At 30.1% G+C, this 20,646-nt stretch carries 17 protein-coding genes; 13 read left to right on the forward strand and 4 right to left on the reverse strand.

What is annotated here, in order from left to right; genetic code table 4:
• Positions 1-6 precede the first annotated feature (6 nt).
• The 6 genes from thiI to E7Y35_RS06315 all read left to right on the forward strand — a co-directional run bounded on the left by thiI (position 7) and on the right by E7Y35_RS06315 (position 7,622).
• On the forward strand, positions 7-1,203 hold the full coding sequence (thiI, locus tag E7Y35_RS06290) for a tRNA uracil 4-sulfurtransferase ThiI (RefSeq protein ID WP_283272128.1): 1,197 nt from the start codon (positions 7-9) through the stop codon (positions 1,201-1,203).
• Positions 1,190-1,537 (forward strand): hypothetical protein, encoded by a 348-nt coding sequence (locus E7Y35_RS06295; protein ID WP_283272129.1) that lies wholly within the window; start codon positions 1,190-1,192, stop codon positions 1,535-1,537. The genes thiI and E7Y35_RS06295 overlap by 14 nt, the downstream gene beginning before the upstream one ends.
• A gap of 70 nt (positions 1,538-1,607) precedes the next feature.
• Positions 1,608-4,649 (forward strand): DNA polymerase III subunit alpha, encoded by a 3,042-nt coding sequence (locus E7Y35_RS06300; protein WP_283272130.1) that lies wholly within the window; start codon positions 1,608-1,610, stop codon positions 4,647-4,649.
• Positions 4,650-5,303 carry a copper homeostasis protein CutC gene (locus E7Y35_RS06305; RefSeq protein WP_283272131.1) on the forward strand — a complete coding sequence of 218 codons (654 nt, stop codon included), beginning with the start codon at positions 4,650-4,652 and terminating at the stop codon, positions 5,301-5,303.
• Positions 5,304-5,432: 129 nt separating this feature from the next.
• On the forward strand, positions 5,433-6,401 hold the full coding sequence (pta, locus tag E7Y35_RS06310) for a phosphate acetyltransferase (protein ID WP_283272132.1): 969 nt from the start codon (positions 5,433-5,435) through the stop codon (positions 6,399-6,401).
• A 33-nt stretch (positions 6,402-6,434) separates the two neighbouring features.
• A complete protein-coding gene (locus tag E7Y35_RS06315) occupies positions 6,435-7,622 on the forward strand; it encodes an acetate kinase (protein WP_283272133.1) in 1,188 nt (395 codons plus the stop codon).
• A 59-nt stretch (positions 7,623-7,681) separates the two neighbouring features.
• Here the strand turns inward: E7Y35_RS06315 and E7Y35_RS06320 are convergent, their stop codons facing one another.
• Entirely contained in the window at positions 7,682-8,815 is a 1,134-nt protein-coding gene (locus tag E7Y35_RS06320; RefSeq protein ID WP_283272134.1) for a phosphatase PAP2 family protein, read from the reverse strand.
• Between the two features lie 270 nt (positions 8,816-9,085).
• Between E7Y35_RS06320 and E7Y35_RS06325 the strand changes: the two genes are divergently transcribed.
• The 6 genes from E7Y35_RS06325 (at position 9,086) to E7Y35_RS06350 (ending at position 15,249) form a co-directional block, all read left to right on the forward strand.
• A complete protein-coding gene (locus E7Y35_RS06325; RefSeq protein WP_283272135.1) occupies positions 9,086-9,823 on the forward strand; it encodes a hypothetical protein in 738 nt (245 codons plus the stop codon).
• 77 nt (positions 9,824-9,900) lie between these two features.
• Positions 9,901-11,031, forward strand: a complete 1,131-nt coding sequence (locus tag E7Y35_RS06330) for a hypothetical protein (RefSeq protein WP_283272136.1) — start codon at positions 9,901-9,903, stop codon at positions 11,029-11,031.
• A gap of 100 nt (positions 11,032-11,131) precedes the next feature.
• Positions 11,132-12,301, forward strand: a complete 1,170-nt coding sequence (locus E7Y35_RS06335; protein WP_283272137.1) for a DNA recombination protein RmuC — start codon at positions 11,132-11,134, stop codon at positions 12,299-12,301.
• Between the two features lie 23 nt (positions 12,302-12,324).
• Positions 12,325-13,386 (forward strand): alanine racemase, encoded by a 1,062-nt coding sequence (locus E7Y35_RS06340; RefSeq protein WP_283272138.1) that lies wholly within the window; start codon positions 12,325-12,327, stop codon positions 13,384-13,386.
• An 81-nt stretch (positions 13,387-13,467) separates the two neighbouring features.
• Positions 13,468-14,289 carry an aldo/keto reductase gene (locus tag E7Y35_RS06345; protein ID WP_283272139.1) on the forward strand — a complete coding sequence of 274 codons (822 nt, stop codon included), beginning with the start codon at positions 13,468-13,470 and terminating at the stop codon, positions 14,287-14,289.
• A gap of 87 nt (positions 14,290-14,376) precedes the next feature.
• Positions 14,377-15,249, forward strand: a complete 873-nt coding sequence (locus E7Y35_RS06350; protein WP_283272140.1) for a hypothetical protein — start codon at positions 14,377-14,379, stop codon at positions 15,247-15,249.
• A gap of 62 nt (positions 15,250-15,311) precedes the next feature.
• Here the strand turns inward: E7Y35_RS06350 and trpS are convergent, their stop codons facing one another.
• Positions 15,312-16,334 carry a tryptophan--tRNA ligase gene (gene trpS, locus E7Y35_RS06355; RefSeq protein WP_283272141.1) on the reverse strand — a complete coding sequence of 341 codons (1,023 nt, stop codon included), beginning with the start codon at positions 16,332-16,334 and terminating at the stop codon, positions 15,312-15,314.
• 183 nt (positions 16,335-16,517) lie between these two features.
• Here trpS and eno point away from each other — a divergent pair, with 183 nt between their 5' ends.
• Positions 16,518-17,894, forward strand: a complete 1,377-nt coding sequence (gene eno / locus E7Y35_RS06360; RefSeq protein ID WP_283272142.1) for a phosphopyruvate hydratase — start codon at positions 16,518-16,520, stop codon at positions 17,892-17,894.
• Positions 17,895-17,910: 16 nt separating this feature from the next.
• On the opposite strand, the gene glpK is transcribed toward eno, so the two are convergent.
• On the reverse strand, positions 17,911-19,422 hold the full coding sequence (gene glpK / locus E7Y35_RS06365) for a glycerol kinase GlpK (protein ID WP_283272143.1): 1,512 nt from the start codon (positions 19,420-19,422) through the stop codon (positions 17,911-17,913).
• 18 nt (positions 19,423-19,440) lie between these two features.
• Positions 19,441-20,622 (reverse strand): type 2 glycerol-3-phosphate oxidase, encoded by a 1,182-nt coding sequence (glpO, locus tag E7Y35_RS06370; protein ID WP_283272144.1) that lies wholly within the window; start codon positions 20,620-20,622, stop codon positions 19,441-19,443.
• Between the last annotated feature and the right edge of the window lie 24 nt (positions 20,623-20,646).

Genomic DNA, 20,646 nt, shown 5'->3' on the forward strand with positions numbered 1-20,646 from the left:
TATAAAATGAATTTTGATGTAATACTAGTTCGTTATGGAGAGTTGACAACGAAAGGGAAAAATCGTAATGATTTTACTAGGGTACTAATTAATAATATTAAAAGTAAGCTCGAAGGATATGAAGCGCAATATAAATTAAAGAAAGAATTTGACCGTTTATTTATTGAATTATTAGATCCAACTGTTAGTCAAACAATTATCAATATTGTTAAAAATATTTTTGGCTCATCATCACTATCATTAGCAAAGCGCGTTGATCGTGAGTTAGAAACAATTGCCAATTGTGCAATTGCATTAGTACAATACTATCAACCCACAACTTTTAAATTAGAAGTTCGTCGGAATGATAAAACTTTCTCTCTCACTTCAACTGAAATTAAACAACAATTAGCACCAATGATTTTGCAACAAACAAATGTTAAAGTTGATGTTCATCAACCAAAGTTACAAATTGATGTTGAAATTCGTCGTGAATTTACTTATGTTTTTATTAATAAAATTAAAACAATTGGTGGTTTACCCGTTGGAATTTCAGGACAGGGGTTAGTAATGTTATCGGGCGGGATTGATTCCCCAGTGGCTGCTTTTTTGACAATGAAACGGGGAATGAATGTTGAATATTTACATTTTGCAACGCCTCCACACACAAGTGAAGAAGCACTTGAAAAAGTTAAAACTTTAGTTCAAAAATTATACCATTATACTGGGCAAAACCAGCAACGTTTACATGTTGTTAATTTTTCAATGTTGCAACATGAGTTAATGCACATTTCTGATGCAAGCTATCGCATTACGATTATGCGCCGAATGTTTTATCGGATTGCAAACATCTTAGCGGTAGAATGAAAATGTCAGGCAATTATTACGGGTGAATCATTAGGACAAGTTGCATCACAAACAATTGAAAGTATTAATGTTATTAATAGTGTTTCATCATTACCCGTATTACGACCTGTCTTATGTTTTGATAAAAATGAAATTATTGCGATTGCAAAAGAAATTGATACTTATCAAACATCAATTTTACCATTTGAGGATTGTTGTAGTCTTTTTGTACCAAAAAACCCAGTTACAAAACCACGTTTAGCTCAAGCAGAATTTCAAGAACAAAATTTAATGTGACAAGAAATAATTGATGTTATAATTAAAAAGAATATAAAAACATATGTAATTGGTAGGGATGATATTCATGAAGAAAGTTAATCTTTTTCAAAAAAAGAAAGAAACAACAAAGCCATTAGTTAATGAACGTGAATTACGAACAGCTGAACGGTCACGAACTAATTTGTTAGAAGAAACAATTTTAATTGATGAAGAGTTTTCAATTATTCGTGATTTTAAAGATGATGATATTAAAGTTATAAATATGAATAAAGAGAGAAATAATTTTTATAATGACAATGCGATTGATTTAGAAAAAGAATTATTACAAGAAATGGCACCAAAGAAGAAACCTCGGATATGACGTTTTTTAGTTTTTGGAATTTTAGCAATTTTAATTGTGATAATGATTATTGTTATTGTCATTAAACTATAAAATTAGACCACAATTGTGGTTTTTATTTTCTTTTTCGTTAAAATGAAAGTAGAAAGAGGTAACCAGTATGATGATTCCCCATTTAAATGTTCGAACAAGTTATAGTTTATTATCATCCTTAATTACGTTTGATAAATATTTTAATTATGCAACGAAGAATGGATTATCAACTTTAGCAATTTGTGATAGTAATATGTTTGGGGTTTATGAATTTCATCAACTTGCTCAGAAAAATAACATCAAACCGATCATTGGCTTAAATGTTACAATTTTGTTTAATAATGAACCGTATAATTTAAATTTATTTGCGCGTAATCAAAAAGGATATTTTAATTTAGTTGAAATTTCATCATTAATAATGATTAATGCTGAACATAAAACAACATTAACTTTTGATGATCTTAGTAAGTTTTTAACAACAGGGTTAAAAATTATTATTAATTATAGTGCTGAAAATTATCAATCAACTGTATTTCAAACGTTAAAAGATAATTTAGTTAACCCAAAAGATTTGTTTTTAGGAATTAATAATGGGAATGTTACATTACTAGATTCGTTTCTTGGCTTAGGACCAGAAGAGCAAATCATTTGAAATAATAAAGTACAATATTTTACGAGTGATGATTTTACTGCTTATAAAGTTGTTGATACAATTAAAACACAAACTTTGTTTAAAGAAAGTAAATTGTATGATTTATATGCCTGAGTTGCACCACCAAGTCGTTATGACCAGTACTTTGAAAATATTAAACAGTTTATTACTGATATTGAAATTTTCCCCTTAAACAAAGGAACAATTTTTGATAACTTACTGCAGTATCCAATTCCTGATGGTGAAACAGCCCAGCAGTTTTTAGCAGAAATTTGTCAGACAGCGTTAAAAGCAAAAAAGTTAAATGGGTTGCAAGGAAAATATGAAGCACGGTTAAGTTATGAATTAGATGTCATTAATAAAATGGGTTTTAATGATTATTTTTTAATTGTTTGAGACTATGTTCGTTATGCAAAACAACAAAATGTTTTTGTTGGCCCAGGGCGAGGAAGTGCTGCTGGAAGCTTAGTTAGTTATTTGTTAGATATTACAACAATTGATCCAATTGCTTATAATCTTCTATTTGAACGTTTTTTAAATCCAGAACGAAAAAGTTTACCTGATATTGATATTGATTTTCAAGATGATAAACGTGAAATGATCGTTGAGTATTTGTTTGAAAAGTATGGAAGCGATCATGTCGCTCACATTGTTACTTTTCAAACAATTGGCATGAAAATGGCAATTCGTGATATTTGCCGTATTTTTGATATTGCAATTGACGAAGCTGATAAAATGAGTAAAGCAGTACCATTGGAATACAATTATCATTATGAACAAGCAATTAGTTCTAATCCTGTTTTTGAAATTTACCAAAAAAAATACCCGCAAGTATTTTTACACTTAAAAAAAATTATTGGTTTACCCCGCCAAACAGGAACGCATGCCGCAGGAGTCGTTTTAACCCAGCAACGTTTACAAGAAATTATTCCTGTGAAAGAAGGATATAATGGTATTTATCAAACGCAATATTCAATGAACTATTTAGAAGAACTTGGAATTTTGAAAATGGATTTATTAGGGTTACGAAATTTAACAATTTTACATGATGTTGTTGATAATATTTATCAAGAAACAAAAATAAAACTAGATGTTAATAAATTACCATTAAATGATCAAAAAACTTATCACTTGTTAGCACAAGGAGATACGAAAGGGATTTTTCAGTTAGAATCACCAGGAATGACCAAAGTATTAGTTGATATGGTTCCTGATCAATTAGAAGACATCGTTGCAACTTCATCGTTATATCGGCCAGGGCCACAAGATAATATTCCCCTTTTTATTCAACGGAAAAAACATTTAACAAAAGTTACTTACATTGATGATCGCTTAACAGAAATCTTAGCACCAACATATGGAATTATTGTTTATCAAGAACAAGTTATGTTAATTGCTCAAAAAGTTGCTAATTTCACTTTGGCAAAAGCTGATGTTTTGCGTCGAGCAATGGGGAAAAAAGATGCAAGTATTATGGGGCAAATGAAAACTGAATTCATTAAAGAGGCCATTAAAAATCATTATGTTGAAAAAACAGCCCATGAAATTTGAGAATTAATTTATAAATTTGCCGCCTATGGTTTTAACCGTAGTCATGCTGTTGCTTATTCGTTATTGGGTTATCAAATGGCATATTTAAAAGCAAATTATCCATCACAGTTTTTAGCTAGTTTATTAACAAATGTGATCGGCGATGAACATAAAACAAATGATTATATTGCTTTAGCAAAAAAGAATCATTTAACAATTGTTCCACCCAATATTAATGCTCCATATCGTCAATATCATACTATTGATAATCAAATTTGTGTTCCCTTATTAATTATTAAGCAAATTGGTTTTGCTTTCTTTAAAAAAATTGCTAGTGAATATCAAGAAAATGGGCCTTTTGTTGATTTATATGATTTATTTATTCGTTTATATAAAAAGGGTTTAAATCGAAAAACTTATGAGGCATTATGTTTTTCGGGCGCATTAGATTTGTTTAAAATGAACCGGATTACTTTATTTAATAACTATCAGCGAATTATTACTTACATTGAATTAATTAAAACCCAAGAAGAAAATGAAAACTTAGTTGTTGATTTTTCTTTAGCAGAAAAACCAGAGTTAGTAATTGAACCAGATGATGAGGTTCTTGCTTTAGAAAAAGAATATGAGTTTTTAGGTTTTTATTTATCAAATCATCCGTTAAAGTATATTCGTGAAAAAGAAGGATATCAGCTTAAAACAACATTAATTAGTAATTTACGATTAAATTTAGGATCAACAAATGTTTTAGTACTAGTAAAACGCCTTAAAGTAATTATCGATAAAAACAATAATAAAATGGCTTTTTTAGATTGTTATGATGAAAGTGGTGAAATTAGCATTACAGCTTTCGCTGGTATTTATAAAGATTATGCTAATTTATTAAAGGTTAATAATATTCTTTTATTAAATATTAAATTAGGTACATATAATAATAAGATTAATGGTATCATTAATCGGATTAAATTTATTAGTGGGGAGCAAGAATAAGTGTTTATTGAAATTATTGCAACGAGTTATCAAGAATGTCAAATTATTGAACAAGCAGGAAATATTAGTCGAATTGAATTATGTACGGCTTTAGAACAAGGTGGTTTAACACCACCATATGATGTAATTAAAGAAAGTACTGAAAAAATTAACATTCCAATTCGTGTGATGGTGCGTCATCGTGATAATGACTTTTATTGTCCAGATGATGAATATTTACAAATTAAAAAGGATATTGCATATATTAAGACAACTAAAGCAGAAGGGATTGTGGTTGGGATTTTAACACCCGATCATCACATTGATCTAGTTCGCATGCAAGAATTAGTTACTTTAGCGCATCCATTGGCAGTTACTTTTCACCGGGCATTTGATTTAGTGATTGATAAAATAACGGCAGTTCAACAACTAGCACAATTAGGGGTTAAAACAATTTTAACGCAAGGAGGAACAGCACCAATTATCGAGAATTTAGCGGTTTTGCAAGCATTACGAAATTATGGTATTCAAATTCAAGGTGGTAGTGGGATTAACTTAACTAATTATCAAACAATTAGCCAATATTGTGATGCCATTCACTTGGGGAGTGCTGTGCATGAAGATGGGACATGAGCGACGAAACTTGCTTTGTCAAAATTGCAACAATTATCATAAGAGGTAAAAATTTGATTAAAATACCAAAAATTATTTAATAATTACCAATTAATCTCACACTTTCTCTAAAATTTTTAAAAAAAGTAATATAATTATTTGGTAAAGATTTAATGAGAAAGAGGGTTAAAGATGAATGTATTAGAGAATACACTTAAAAAAATTAATGAGTTTTCAAAGAAGATTAAAATTATTTTTCCAGAAGGAAATTCAGAACGAATTCAAGAAGTTGCAAAACGGTTAGTGGGGACAAATATTACCCCAGTTCTTGTTTTTAAAACGCGTGCAGAAATTCCAGCATCAATTGCTGAATGCCAGGCTGAACTTTTAGTTGCTGACGAACAAAATATGGCAGAATTAGCTGAATATTTAGTTGACTTACGAAAAGGGAAAGTTTCTATTGCCGAAGCAACACATCTAGTTGGTGAATGTAATTATTTAGCATTATTATGAGTTAAAAAAGGTTTAGCTGATGGAATGGTCGGTGGAATTACTTATGACACAAAAGACATTATTGGTCCAGCTTTGCGAATTATTAAAGCAAGAGCGGGAGTTAAATTAGTTTCATCATTCTTTTTAATGGTTCGTAATGATGAACGTTATATTTTTACTGACTGTGCATTAAACATTGAACCAACAGCTGAAGAACTAGCGGATATTGCTTATTTAGGATATGAAGCAAGCCAAGTTTTTGAATTTAAAAAACCACAAATGGCTTTATTATCATTTTCAACAAAAGGATCAGGGCGGGGAACTTCGGTCGATAAAGTTCGTGAAGCATATGAAATTTTAAAATCAAAAGAGTTAAAAGATTGCCGTGTTGATGGAGAGTTTCAATTTGATGCTGCTTGAGATGATGAAATTCGTCATAAAAAAGCGCCAACATCAGCTTTAACAGCACCAGCCGATATTTTTGTTTTTCCAAATTTAGATGCTGGAAATATTGGTTATAAAATTGCGCAACGTCTTGGTGGGTTTGAAGCGGTTGGCCCAATTGTCATTGGGTTAGATCGTCCTGTTAATGATTTATCACGAGGAGCAACAATCAATGATATTTATAATACCGTTCTTGTTACAGCATATTTATGTGTATATAAATAATCATAAGATAATTAAATGAAGGAGAAAAATAATATGATTTTAGTAATAAATGCTGGAAGTAGTTCAATGAAATTCCAATTATATAAAGTAACTAATAATAATTATGAAGTAATTTGTAAAGGTTTAGCAGAACGAATTAATATTGATGGAATTTTTACTATTAAATTTAATGGTCAAGAATTTCAAACAAATGAAAACCTCCCAGACCATAGTGCAACAGCAAAGGTTTTAATTGCGAAGTTAAAAGAACAAAATATTATTCAAGATTTTGCTGATATTCAAGGTATTGGTCATCGCATTGTGCATGGAGGCGAAAAGTTCACGCAGTCAACAATTATTACCGATGAAGTTTTTGTTGAAATCAAGCGAATGGTAACTTTAGCACCATTACATAATCCACCTTCAATTGCGGCAATTGAAGCATTCCGCAATATTGTTTCCGTGCCAAATGTGGCTGTTTTTGATACATCATTTCATACCACAATTCCAGAAGAAAACTACTTATATTCAGTACCATACGAATGGTATACTGACCTGCAAGTTCGTCGTTATGGTTTCCATGGGATTTCATACCGTTACATTACAAAACGCTTAGGAGAGGTTTTACAAAAACCTGTTGCTAACCTTAATGCAATTATTTGTCATTTAGGAAATGGGGCTTCGGTTTGTGCGGTTAAAAATGGTAAAAGTTTTAATACTTCAATGGGATTAACACCGTTAGAAGGAATAATTATGGGAACACGTAGTGGCGATATTGATCCATCAATTCATCAGTTTGTTGCTAATCAAACTGGAGTAACATTAGATGAGATTACAAATACGTTAAATAAAAAATCTGGTTTATTAGGAATTTCGGGAGTATCTTCAGATTTACGTGATGTTTTTAAAAGTAGTAAAGAAAACAAACGTAGTCAGTTAGCTTTAACAATGAGTGCAAAACGAATTGCAAAGTATATTGTTGCTTATGCTAATGATTTAGGTGCCAAGCTTGATGCGGTTGTGTTTACTGCTGGGATTGGTGAAAACTCAAGTGAAATGCGCCAATTAGTAATTAATGAAGTTAAACTATTAAACTTAACATTATCAGCTCAAGCAAACCAAAGTTCATATGAAAATGAAAATTTAATTTCAACTCCCCAAGCAATTTGCCCTGTATATGCAATGCGCACAAATGAGGAAGTAATGATTTGTGAAGACACATATCATTTAATTAACAAATAAAAAAACAAAATAAGAAAAAGGGTTGAAAATTCTGATAGAATTTTCAACCCTTTTTCTTATTACAAAGTAAGATGTTTTGCAAAAATTTTATTAATACTAAAATGAATAATGATAATCATTATCGTTGAAAAAATAAAGGTAAAAGCAGTGTCTGAAATTCAGTGAAACCTTTCAACAATAAGTGCAAAATTCATTGATAAAACATGCCCTAATCATAATATGAAGCAGAGTTTTACTTTTCAATTAATTTTATCGTTGTTCTTATTTTTTAAAAACAAAAGAATTGCTGAACCACTACAATATGTTGCATTAATATGACCACTAGGAAAAGCATATTCTCACGGTGATTTAAATGTTGGCATATTAGGGTTATTAAATAAGGGGATTGCTGGTTTTCACCAGGGGTATTGTCATTCTTCGGGAATATTGTTGATATAGCCTTGGCCAAGATTATAACCATAATGAAAGGGTGATTGCAAATAATGGTCTAAAAAGACAGGGTGCTGTTGTATTAAATCACCAAAAATTGCATTATAATAATAAATTCGATGCGTTGTTCCTTTCATAATAACAATAATAAAATAAGATCCAATGATAAAAGTTAACCCTTTTGTTGCTTTTAATCAATATTGTTCACTTAATAATCGTTGTTTTTTAACTAACCAATAGCGAATATAATATAGCCCAAGACTTAAGAGAATTGTTTGATAAAAGAAAACTAAGATTGCACTTGTTAACTTATAATGATAATTATCAAATAAAACAAAGTCAATTCCTGGTCCAAATCCCTCATCAGTACTAGGAATTAAGGCTAAATTAATAGTATTACCAATTATTCAGGCGCTGAAACCTAAAAAATAATAAGTGGTTGTGATTCAATAGTGTTTTTTAAATTTTGTGTTTTTTTTGTTAATTTTTAACAAAAACCATGTTTCAAGTAAAATTGCAAAATAAATAATTACAATGACAACTAATTCTGTATTTCCTAATTGATCATAAAAACGAACTCAGTATTTTCCAAATTCATTTGTTAATCCTTTTGCAAATTCAACGGCAATTTGATAATCAATCGTATATCATCCTGTTGCAATTAAAACCCCAATACTAACAGCAACAATAATTAATAATGGAAGGGCAAAAAATCAAAAACCACCATTTTTCTTTGTAAAAAAATTCATTTGTTTTTGGTGCATATATTAACTCCATTCTTTTTTGTTGTTATAAATAAATTACCAAAAAGTTATAATTGCTATCTTTTTTATTATATGTTAAAAAATCACTAATAAAAAATAAAATTTTATGTTTATTTTAAAAACTTTCACGGTATAATTATTTTGAACATTATTAATTGTTAAAATAATTGTTAGTTGATTTTGACTATTAGTTCGTAAAGGGTTTTTAATTAAATAAAATTAGATATAATAAATCTTATTAAGTCTGCAATGTTATATAGGTGATTTAAAATGAAAACAAATTTTAAAAAGTATTTTCAAACATTTTTTAATATATATTCGATATTGTTTATTTTATACTTTGCAATTTCATTTTTGCTAACTTATTTTATTCGCCACTATGCTAATTGAGCTTTTATTACTGTGTCCTTAAATTTAACTTATATTATTTTAATAACTGGTTATTTCTTATTTTTCTTAGCAATTTTAATTCAAGTTTTACAAAATTTTAAACATCATAAACGGATTATTTTACAATGAGATAATATTTTGAGAATTAATGTTATTGTAATATTATTATGAATAGCTAATATTTTATTGTTATCATATAAGGTTTATATTAATACTTCTGCCACTGTTTTGATTAATCGGTTTGCAAAATTTTATTATCAGTTTTATCAAGCAATTTTAATTTCCTTTTATTTTTTCTATGCTTTATTTGTTCTTAGTTTTTTTATTACCTTAATTACTTTTCAAGTTTATTTAGTTTATTGATATAAAATTAATGATTTAATTTATTTTAATCCGTTGATTGATTTAACATCGTTCTTTTTTGTTTTAGGGTCATATACTTTTGTTAAATATCGCATTAATAATTTAATTATTTTTTTGTTAAAAAAACTAATTATCATATCTTTTCTTATTGCCAATATCATTAAAAGTTATCGGTTACTTATTTTTAAAAAGGAAACAACCCCACCACAAATGCTAACTATTAAAATGATTTTATCAAGGGAAACTTTTTATTAAAACTTGATTTACTTTTTATAATACTTAAGTAGTTATAATTAAATTTACTAACATTAAAACAAAGGAGAAATAGAAAAATGAAAAAAATAATGATGATTTTAACTTCGTTAGCATTAACAACCCCAATTGCAGGAGCGGTAATTGCTTGTAAAGATGTTAACAAAGGGGGACAAACCGAAGAGGGATTTCCAACAGTTGCTAATATTAAAACAGAATTAAAAAAAGAAGGCTACAATGTTGATAATTTGGATATTGATTTGGCACCAGGAATGAAAACAGCAACAATTCGTTTTATGCCAGATGCACCAAACCGTCCATTTTTAACTAAAAAAATCGATTTAACATGACCAACAACTGATATTAATAAAATTATTACCATTACATCAATGCCATATGAATCTTCAATGAATGTTTTAACACCACAAATCGTACTAGATGCGGTTAATGGTTTAAATGGAACAAAATTTACTGTTGATGATGTTGATGTGGATATTGACCAAAGTAGTCATAATTCAACTATTACACCGAAAGCGGGCGGAAATTTTACTGGGAAACCAATAGCAATTGTTAATGAACCAGTTACTTTTCAACAAGTATTCCCGCTAACAAATATTGGTGATATTTATATTGATGAAGGATTATGAGATGATTATAAAAAAGATAAAGAATATATGATGAATATAGTAGCGGCGATTATGGAATTTGTTGGAGATCGTAACCGTTTTGCTGCTTTATATAAACAAACATTACAAACCGCAATGATTGCTGGAATTGCCAATATTAAATTAATGGTGGATGAAAATACAGGGAAAGGAAGTTTAGAAATTCCTTCAGAAGTACCCGGAGTTATTAATAAATCAACATTAACAGCTAACTTTACTATTCATACAACTCCACGGAAATTTTTAAATGCTAATAATGAAAAACCAACATCAAAGAAAATTGCTGTGACATTAGACAAAAAATATACTGAAGCAACAGTTGATGACTTACGTTATGATCTTGTAACAAAGTTATTAGGGCAACAATTTGCAGATGAATATAAAGACATTTGATATGATGAAATTTGAGTTACATTTAACAATGATGATTCAGGTGCAACGGTTCAGGCTAAACCAGGGTCAAAAATTTTAGCAGTATCTGATGATTTAGCGTCAATTTTTACAAAAATTCCATTTTATCAGTTGGATGTAACATTTTCAAAATAAAAAAAGAAACTCATTAGTTAATGAGTTTCTTTTTTTATTATGACAGTTTATAATTAAAAAGACATCTTAATCATTGTTTGTAAATAAAAGGGGGATTAGAATGACAACAATTTCGTATGTTTTATTGGGCATTATTTTAGCTATTCTAGTTATTTTTTTAGGAATTTATTTATTCAAATCAAATAAAAAAGCAATGGCCAATAATGATTCCACATTATTACAAAAAGATATTCAAGCATCAAAAGACATTTTGGAAAAACAAGTAACAATGTTACAAACACAACTTACAGAGCAAAAACGAGAATTATCAACTTTAATTACTGAATTTCAGCGTACTGCTACTAGTAGTGATAATGAGTTTAACCGTAATATTACCGCTTTAAATGAGGGTTTAAATAGTTTTAAAAGTAATTTATCAAAGCAAGACAGTGATTTAAAAAATAACTTAGAGCATCAGGGACAATTTATTTCAAAATCATTTAGTGATGTTTTATCAAATTTAACTGTTTTAAAAGAATCAACTGGAACCTTAAAAGAAGTGCAAGATAAAGTTAAGTCACTAAATGATATTTTTTTAAATAATAAAAAACGTGGTAATCTTGGCGAATATTTATTAGAAAAAGTATTGAGTGATATGTATGGTGAAAGTCACCAAGGATGAGAACGCCAGTATCGTTTGCCAACAGGCACAATGGTTGATGCATTAGTTAAAACTGGTGGGGCAAAGGAAAACATTGCGATTGATGCAAAGTTTCCGTTAACAAATTATAATAAATATTTAGAAGCCAGTGAAAAAACAATTAAAGATAAATTTTTAACTTTATTTAAACAAGACTTAAAAGAACGTATTAATGAAGTTGCAAAATATATTACCTTAGAAAATGAAATTTCAAGTGCTATTATGTTTGTCCCTTCAGAAGATTTATTTGCTTTTATTTATGGACAATTCCCCGAAGAAGTTATTACCTTTGCTTTTCAAAAAAAAGTATGAATTACTTCACCAACAACTTTATCTGCTATTTTATTTGTGTTAGAAAAACATATGCGAGAAGTTGCTTTTAATAAAAACTTAGAAATTATTAAAAAAAATTTATTACAAATAAAAAGTGAATTTGATCGTTGAGTTGAACGATGAGAAGAATTTACCAAAAACTTTACGAAATTAAATAGTAATGTTAAGGACTTAAATACTACTCACGATAAAATTCACAATAAATATGAGAAAATTTTAAATGATCAACAATTAGAACAGTCTCTTGATGAGACTTAAAATATAAAGAGAAAGAAGAAACTATGTATCCAAAACTAATATGAAATTTAGCCCGGATTAAAACAAATTGTCAAATAATGGTGCAAGAATGTGCCACCAGAAATTTGGACCTTGTTGGTGTTGTTAAATTAGGAGCGGGCCAAGAAAAAATTGTATCAACATTAATAGCAAGTGGAATTACAACAATTGCTGATTTACGAATTTTAAATTTGCAACAATTTGCGCATTTGCCAGGTAAAAAAATGTTGCTCCGATTACCAATGTTAAGTGAAGTTCCAACAGTGGTGCAATATGCTGATTGTGCTTTGATTTCTGAACTTGCAACAATTAAAGCCTTGAATCAGGCAGCACAAATTATTAATAAGAAATTTGAAATAATTTTGATGATTGAAACTGGTGATATTCGCGAAGGGTTATGAGATGAAACATTAATTTTTCAAACCGTGGCAGATGTTTTATCCTTATCACATCTTAAAATAATGGGTTTAGGAACTAATTTTGCTTGCTTTGGAGCAACAGTTCCCACTGTGGCAAAACTAAACCAATTAGCACTTTTAAAACGACAATTAGAACAACATTTTAATATAACATTACCAATTATTAGTTGTGGTAACTCAAGTCATATTACAATTTGAGATAGTCCACAATTAGATCCAGCAATTAATCAAATTCGAAGTGGGACTGCTTTATTAATGGGTTTAGGTTTAAATGATGAACCAATTCCTTTTTTGATGCAAGATAATCTTTGATTAGAAGCAGAAATCATTGAGTTGCAAACAAAACCAAGTGCATCAATTGGCGAACGGGGATTAGATGCTTTTGGGCGGATAAAAGAATTTGATGATATTGGGAACCGAATGAAGGCAATAATTGCGGTAGGACGCCAAGATTGTCCTTATGAAGAATTAACGCCGTTTGAAAAAGGAATTACGATTTTAGGGCAATCAAGTGATCATACTATTTTAGATGTTACAGATTATCCCGGAAAATTAGCGGTTGGAAGTATTGTTAAATTTAAAACAACATATTTAGCGAACTTAATGTTAGGAACGAGTTGTTATGTTAAAAAAGAATTTTTAGACTAAGCAGCATTTAGTTTGTTTTTTTTAAAATAACATTTACAATATAATTAAAGGAAAGGCCCAGGAAAAGAGGAAAAGAAACAAATGAAATTAATTGATACAAAATTAAAACTTTTAAATGGGGTTGAAATACCTTTAATTGGATTAGGAACTTATAAGATAACTGATGAAAATGAAGTTTATCAAACTGTTTTAACAGCACTACAAAATGGTTATCGTCATATTGATACAGCCCAGTATTATGGCAATGAAACATTTATTGGAAAAGCAGTTAAGGATAGCGGGATTCCCCGAACTGAAATTTTTATTACAAGTAAAATTTGAAATGCTAATCATAAATATGATGCTGCTTTACAAGAAATTGATAATATTTTAAAAAGATTAGATACTGATTACTTAGATTTATGTTTAGTCCATTGGCCAACTGTTGATCGTAACGAGTGTTTTCAGGCATTAGAAACTGCTTATAAAGCAAAAAAAGTTCGTGCAATTGGTGTTAGTAATTTTGAAGTTAGTCATTTAGAAGAATTAATGGCAACACATGAAGTTAAACCAATGGTTAACCAAGTTGAATTACATCCGGGTTTAAATAATACTGCTGTTGTTGAATTCTGTCAACAAAATGGGATTATTGTTGAATCATGAGCAACATTAATGCGCGGACAATGTGCAACAAATCCAATCATCTTAAAAATTGCAACAAAACATCAAAAAAGTCCCGCGCAAATTTGTTTAAAATGAGCAGTGCAACAAAATATTGTTGTTATTCCTAAATCAACGCATAAAGACCGTCTGATTGCTAATACTGAGTTAGATGATTTTATGTTAGATGAAGAAGATATGACAACTTTGTTTGCTCTTCCACAAGAAAGATTAGGACCTGATCCAAACCATGTTGATTTTTAAAATTATTTATTGAATAATTTTAAAAATCTTTTTTTTTTTTTTTTTTTGTTATAATTTATAGTATAACTTAACAAAAGGAATGATACAATGAAAAAAATAATAAGTTTATTAGGGACAATTACTATTATTATGGGGCCTACAATGGCAATAATTAGTTGTCACCAAGAAGTGTGACATTATGTTCCATATCGAAACACTGATATGGAAGCAGATGTTAGTCATTTTTTATCGCAATTTACTTTGCAGGCATTTAATGATGAAGGTGATTATTGAGTAAAACATGGTAATGATGATTCAATTTTTACAACTTTTAATAAAAATAAAGAAGCACATACATTAGCACCAATTATTAATTATGATTTTAATAATTCTGGAACAGTTGCAGCTTTTGAATTACCAAAACAAAATATTTTATTTAAGACATATCTTGCTGTAGTACCATCAAAATTACCACCGCCAGAACAATTGTATCGTGATTTTCAATTATTTCCTTTAATTAGAGATACTACTGCGTATAGTTATACTAAGAGTGAAACAACAATGTCCGAAATTACAATTGATGGGAAGCATTTAGCAACTAAAATTTATTATTTAACAATTAATTTAAATAGTAATGTTTTTTGGAATTATGAAATTAATAAAGATTTATCAAGTTATTTAATTAATTATATTCAAACTCATCCAAGCTTTATTTTTACACAAAATATGAGTAACGAAGCAATTATCACAAAGTGGTTAACAGATGTTTATACTGATTCTAATAATTTTAAGATTAGTAATATTAAAATAATTAAAAATATTCCTGATTTAGTTACTTATTTAACAGATAAAATTAATTTTCAATTTAATAACTTAGATACAAAACAAATTGGTAACGAAGGTGAATTTGATTTTAATGTTAGTGATCAAAAAAACAATTATCCTTGACAATTGCAGAAGTTAAAATATCAAATTCGGTAAGAATAATTGTTGTGTTTTTTGGAAGGTGCAATAAGGTAAAAAATATTAGACGTAAGAGAACCTTATTTTCTTTTATAATTTAATCCAATAGCATTTTTAATTTTTACTAATTTTTTATTAGCTAAATAACGTGCTTTTTCAGCACCGGCGTCAATTAATTGATCAATAGTGTCATCTTTAATTAACTGGTGATATCTTGCTTGCATTGGTTCTAAGACCGCAATAATGGCTGTTGCCACGTGCTCTTTTAACTGCCCATAATCATAGTGGTTTAACTCTTTAACAGCAGTTTCAATTGGAATGTTTTTTAAAACAGCATAAATTGTTAACAGATTACTTACCCCCGGTTTATGTTCAGGATCATAACTAATTTTTCCCTCAGAATCAGTTATTGCTGAACGAATTTTTTTTCGAATAACATCTGGTGTGTCTAGTAACCCAATAAAAGATTTGGGGTCATTTGAAGACTTACTCATTTTTTTCGTTGGGTTTTGTAAATCCATAATTTTTCCGCCAACAGGGGGAATAAAATCATTGGGGATTTTAAAAAGGTCTTGTTGATAACGATTATTCATCCGTTCGGCAATATTGCGGGTTAATTCAATATGTTGTTTTTGGTCTTTTCCAACCGGAACTAAATCAGCATCATATAATAAAATATCAGCAGCCATTAAGGTTGGATAAGTTAACAGACCAGTTGGAATGAATTCAGTGCCATTTTCTGCTTTCATTTTAATTGATTTATCTTTAAATTGGGTCATTCGTGATAATTCCCCGACAGTAGTATTACACAATAAAATATGCCCTAATTGGGTTAATTCTAAGACATCTGATTGAACATAAATAATTGTCTTTTTCGGATCTAAGCCACAAGCATAATATAATGCAATCATATTTTTAATGTTGCTGCTTAATTCTTCTTTTCCAATAGGAATTGTAATTGCATGTAAGTTGGCAACAAAAATAATTAAGTTATTATCTTTTTGTAATTCAATAAAATTTCTAATTGCACCAATATAATTTCCTAGCGTTAATTGGCCAGTTGCAGTAATTCCTGAAACAATTGTTGGTTTTTTTTCTTCCATCTTTTTTTCCACCCTGTTCTAAATTTAATCGTATATTAGTAATATCATAGCAAATAATTTTAGCTTTACTATCAAAAACAAAGAAAAATGATGTTTTTTTGTGAATATTTATTAGAATTTATTTACTATTCTGAGAACAAATAATATAATAACCTTATAGGCTTAGAAGGAGAGTATAAAATTATGTCGAAAATTGAGAAAATTTATGCTCGTGAAGTAATTGATTCACGAGGAAATCCAACTGTTCAAGTTGAAGTTTGAACGGAATTTGGTGGTTATGGTTCAGCGATGGTGCCATCAGGGGCTTCAACAGGAAGCCGTGAAGCATTGGAATTAAGAGATGGTGATAAAGGACGTTACCTAGGGAAAGGTGTCTTAAAAGCTGTAAATAATGTTAATACAAAAATTGCCGAAGAACTTGTGGGGATGGAAGTAACTGGTCAAGTGGCAATTGACAAAGCAATGATTGCGTTAGATGGAACAGATTTTAAAAAGAATTTAGGAGCTAATGCAATGTTAGGAGTTTCAATGGCTGTTGCTAAAGCCGCAGCTTGTGAATTGGAAATGCCATTGTATAAATACTTAGGAGGGGTTAACGCGAAAAAATTACCCGTGCCAATGTTAAATATTATTAATGGGGGAGAACATGCTGATAGTGCAATTGATTTCCAAGAATTTATGATTATGCCAGTTGGTGCACCAACTTTTAAAGAAGCTTTACGCTGATCATCAGAAATTTTTCATACATTAAAAAAAATTTTACACGATAAAGGTGATATTACTGCTGTTGGAGATGAGGGGGGATTTGCTCCACACTTTAACTGGGCATATCAAGACCAATCATTAGCAGCATTCCAAGCAAAAACACCAGCAGAAGTTGCTTTAGACTTAATTGTTGAAGCAATTAAAACAGCAGGATATAAACCAGGCGAAGATGGAGTTATGATTGCAATGGATTGTGCTTCATCAGAATTATATTTTGACGATAAAAAATATCACTTTAAAAAAATTGAAAAAGTAACTGGGAAAGAGTATGCAATGACAACAGAAGAGTTAATTAAATACTTAGATAAATTAGTTGATACTTATCCAATTATTTCAATTGAAGATGGTTTAGCAGAAGCGGATTGAGTTGGTTTTGAATTACAAGTAAAAACAATGGGTCATAAGATCCAAATTGTTGGAGATGATTTATTTGTTACAAATCCAAAAATTACGGCGGAAGGAATTGCAAATGAAGCAGCCAATTCAATCTTAATTAAATTAAACCAAATTGGAACCGTGACAGAAACAATTGATACGATTCAATTAGCGCAAAAAGCGGGATGAACAACAGTTGTTTCACACCGTTCAGGAGAAACTGAAGATTCAACCATTGCTGATTTAGCGGTTGCTTTAAATACTGGTCAAATTAAAACAGGAAGTATGTCACGAAGTGACCGTATTGCCAAGTACAATCGTTTATTAGCAATTGAAGATGAATTAGGAACAGTTGCTGAATATGATGGAATTAAAACATTCTATAATTTGAAAAAACATGTTTTACATTTAAAAAAATAACCATAAGGTTATTTTTTTATTCGATATCTTTTAGTCAATTTAATGTTCGATTAACAGCAACTTTTCAACCCTTTAATAGTTTGTGCACAATTGCTTGGTCTAATTTAGCTTTGTATGTTTTATCAACCATGAGAATTTGTTTAATTTCATCGCGTGATGTTCAAAAGCCAACAGCTAAACCAGCTAAAAAGGCTGCTCCTAAGGCTGTTGTTTCAATGCTTTTGGGACGAATTACTTCCACTTGTGTAATATCTGCTTGGAATTGCATTAAATATTCATTACGACTGGCCCCACCATCAACCTTAATTCTTTTAATTGGTTTTTTTAGATCTTCTGCCATTGCAGTAATAACATCATAAGATTGATAGGCTAGTGATTCTAAAGTTGCTTTTACTAAGTGTTCACGTTTTGTTCCACGTTCTAAACCAAAGATTGCTCCGCGTGAATAAGAATCCCAGTATGGTGATCCTAATCCAGTAAAGGATGGCACAACATAAACTTGTTGATCATCTTTAACAAGATTGGTATATCAGTCAGTTTCACTAGCGTGGTAGATAATTTTAATTTGATCACGTAACCATTGAACAGCTGCTCCAGCAACAAAGACCGAACCTTCTAAGGCATATGTTGTTGTTCCTTTATAATCTAGGGCAATTGTTGTTAATAAGCCATTATTTGATTTAATTGGTGTTTGACCTGTGTTCATTAAGATAAAACATCCGGTTCCATAGGTATTTTTGACTTCCCCTGGTTCTAAGCACAGTTGGCCAAACAAGGCTGCTTGTTGATCACCAATTGCACTAGCAATGGGAATTTGAATGTCGGTATCTTTACTTAACAATCCAGGAAAAGTATGACCATAAACTTCTGATGAAGATTTTACCGTTGGGAGAATTCCTTTTGGAATATCTAGTAAGGTTAATAATTCATCATCTCATTCTTTAGTATGAATATTGAATAGCATTGTTCGACTGGCATTAGTTGAATCGGTAATATGGGTTTTTCCGCCCGTTAAACGATAAATTAATCAAGTATCAATTGTTCCAAATAATAAGTTATTATCGTTTGCTAATTCCCTTGCACCATCAACATTATCTAAAATTCATTTTATTTTAGTAGCAGAAAAATAAGGGTTAATAACTAAACCAGTTTTTGCTTGCACTAATTCACTTTTTCCTTGTGCAATTAATTCATCACAGTATTTTGCTGTACGACGATCTTGTCAGACAATCGCATTATAAATTGGTAAACCAGAGCGTTTATCTCACATTACAACGGTTTCACGTTGGTTAGTAATTCCAATTCCTAAAATATCTTCGGGCTTAATTTTTGCTTTATTAACTGATTGCACCAAAGTTGTTCGCTGTGAGTTTCAAATTTCAACAGCATCATGTTCAACTCAACCAGCTTTTGGGAAAATTTGGCTAAATTCTAACGCATCACTAGCGACAACTTCACCTTTTTTATTAATAACAAGGGTACGACAACTTGTTGTTCCTTCATCTAAACTTATAATATATTTTGACATTATCAAAGTTTCCTTTCGTTAAATTATTGGAATAATTTCAGTTTGGATAGGATCAAAATGCGGGTTTGTGATTAATTCACAACCAGCAGCGGTTAGTAAACGACAAATATATTTGGCAATTGCAGGGGCACTACTTAATCCCGGTGATTTTGTTCCAGCAACATTAATAAATTTTGGATTATGATGGGCTGGTTTTAGGTAAAAATCTTTGGAAAGGGGTTCAATTGGACGTGATCCCGCAAAAGTTTGACATGTTTTTTCCATTTTAAGGTTTGGAATAATTTTAGTTCCAATCTGACCAATTTTTTCATACATGGCTGGAGTTACTAGGCGTGTTTCTGCTTTTGGAATATTATCTTCAGCAGTTGGTCCAACTAAAAGGTGGCCATCTAGCATTGGTGCCACAATGACTCCTTTTCCATGAATTGTTGGAACCATAAAAATAATGCTTTTTACTAAGTTACCTTCGCTTTTTTCTAAAACACGATATTCTCCTCGTTTAGTAACTAATTCATAATCGGGATAACCCGCTTTTGCTGCAAGGATATCACAGTAGTGCCCAGCAGCATTAATTAAATATTTTGCAAAATAAGTAATTTCTTGGTCTTGATGCAGCGTTGTAATTTCAAAGTGCTTTTGTTCAGAGTGATATTGAATATTTGTTACGAGATGATCGAGTTTTAATTGTTGATTATTTTTAATACTATTTGAAAAAAGACTTTGTGTTAAAACCACTGGGTCAACAACATATGAAGAAGTGCATAATAGTGCTCCTTGTACATTGGGACTTAAATTTGGTTCTAACGCATGTACTTCTGCTTGATTAATAAGACGCAGATGATTTGGATCAACATTATTTGTAATTCCCCGGTGATATAACATCTCTAAGTGTTTTTGTTCTTCCTTGTTAAAAGCAATGACAAGGGAATTAACTTGCTGGTGGGGAATTGTTAGTTCCTTAAAAATTGTTTGATAAAGCTGATGTCCTGCTAAATTTAATTCGGCGGTTAATTTTCCGGGGGTTGGATCAAAACCACCATGAATAACGCCAGAATTACCAGCAGAAGTTTCCATTGCTACTTTTTTATTTTTTTCAATTGTAATAGTTGCTAATTGATAACGACTTAACTCACGACTAATTGCTGCGCCAATAACACCACCACCAATAATACAAACATCATAAGTAGGATTCTTTTCCATGTTTTTCACAATATCCTTTCTACT

This window comes from Spiroplasma sp. SV19 (assembly GCF_030060925.1).
Classification (GTDB): Bacteria; Bacillota_I; Bacilli_A; order Mycoplasmatales; family Mycoplasmataceae; genus Spiroplasma.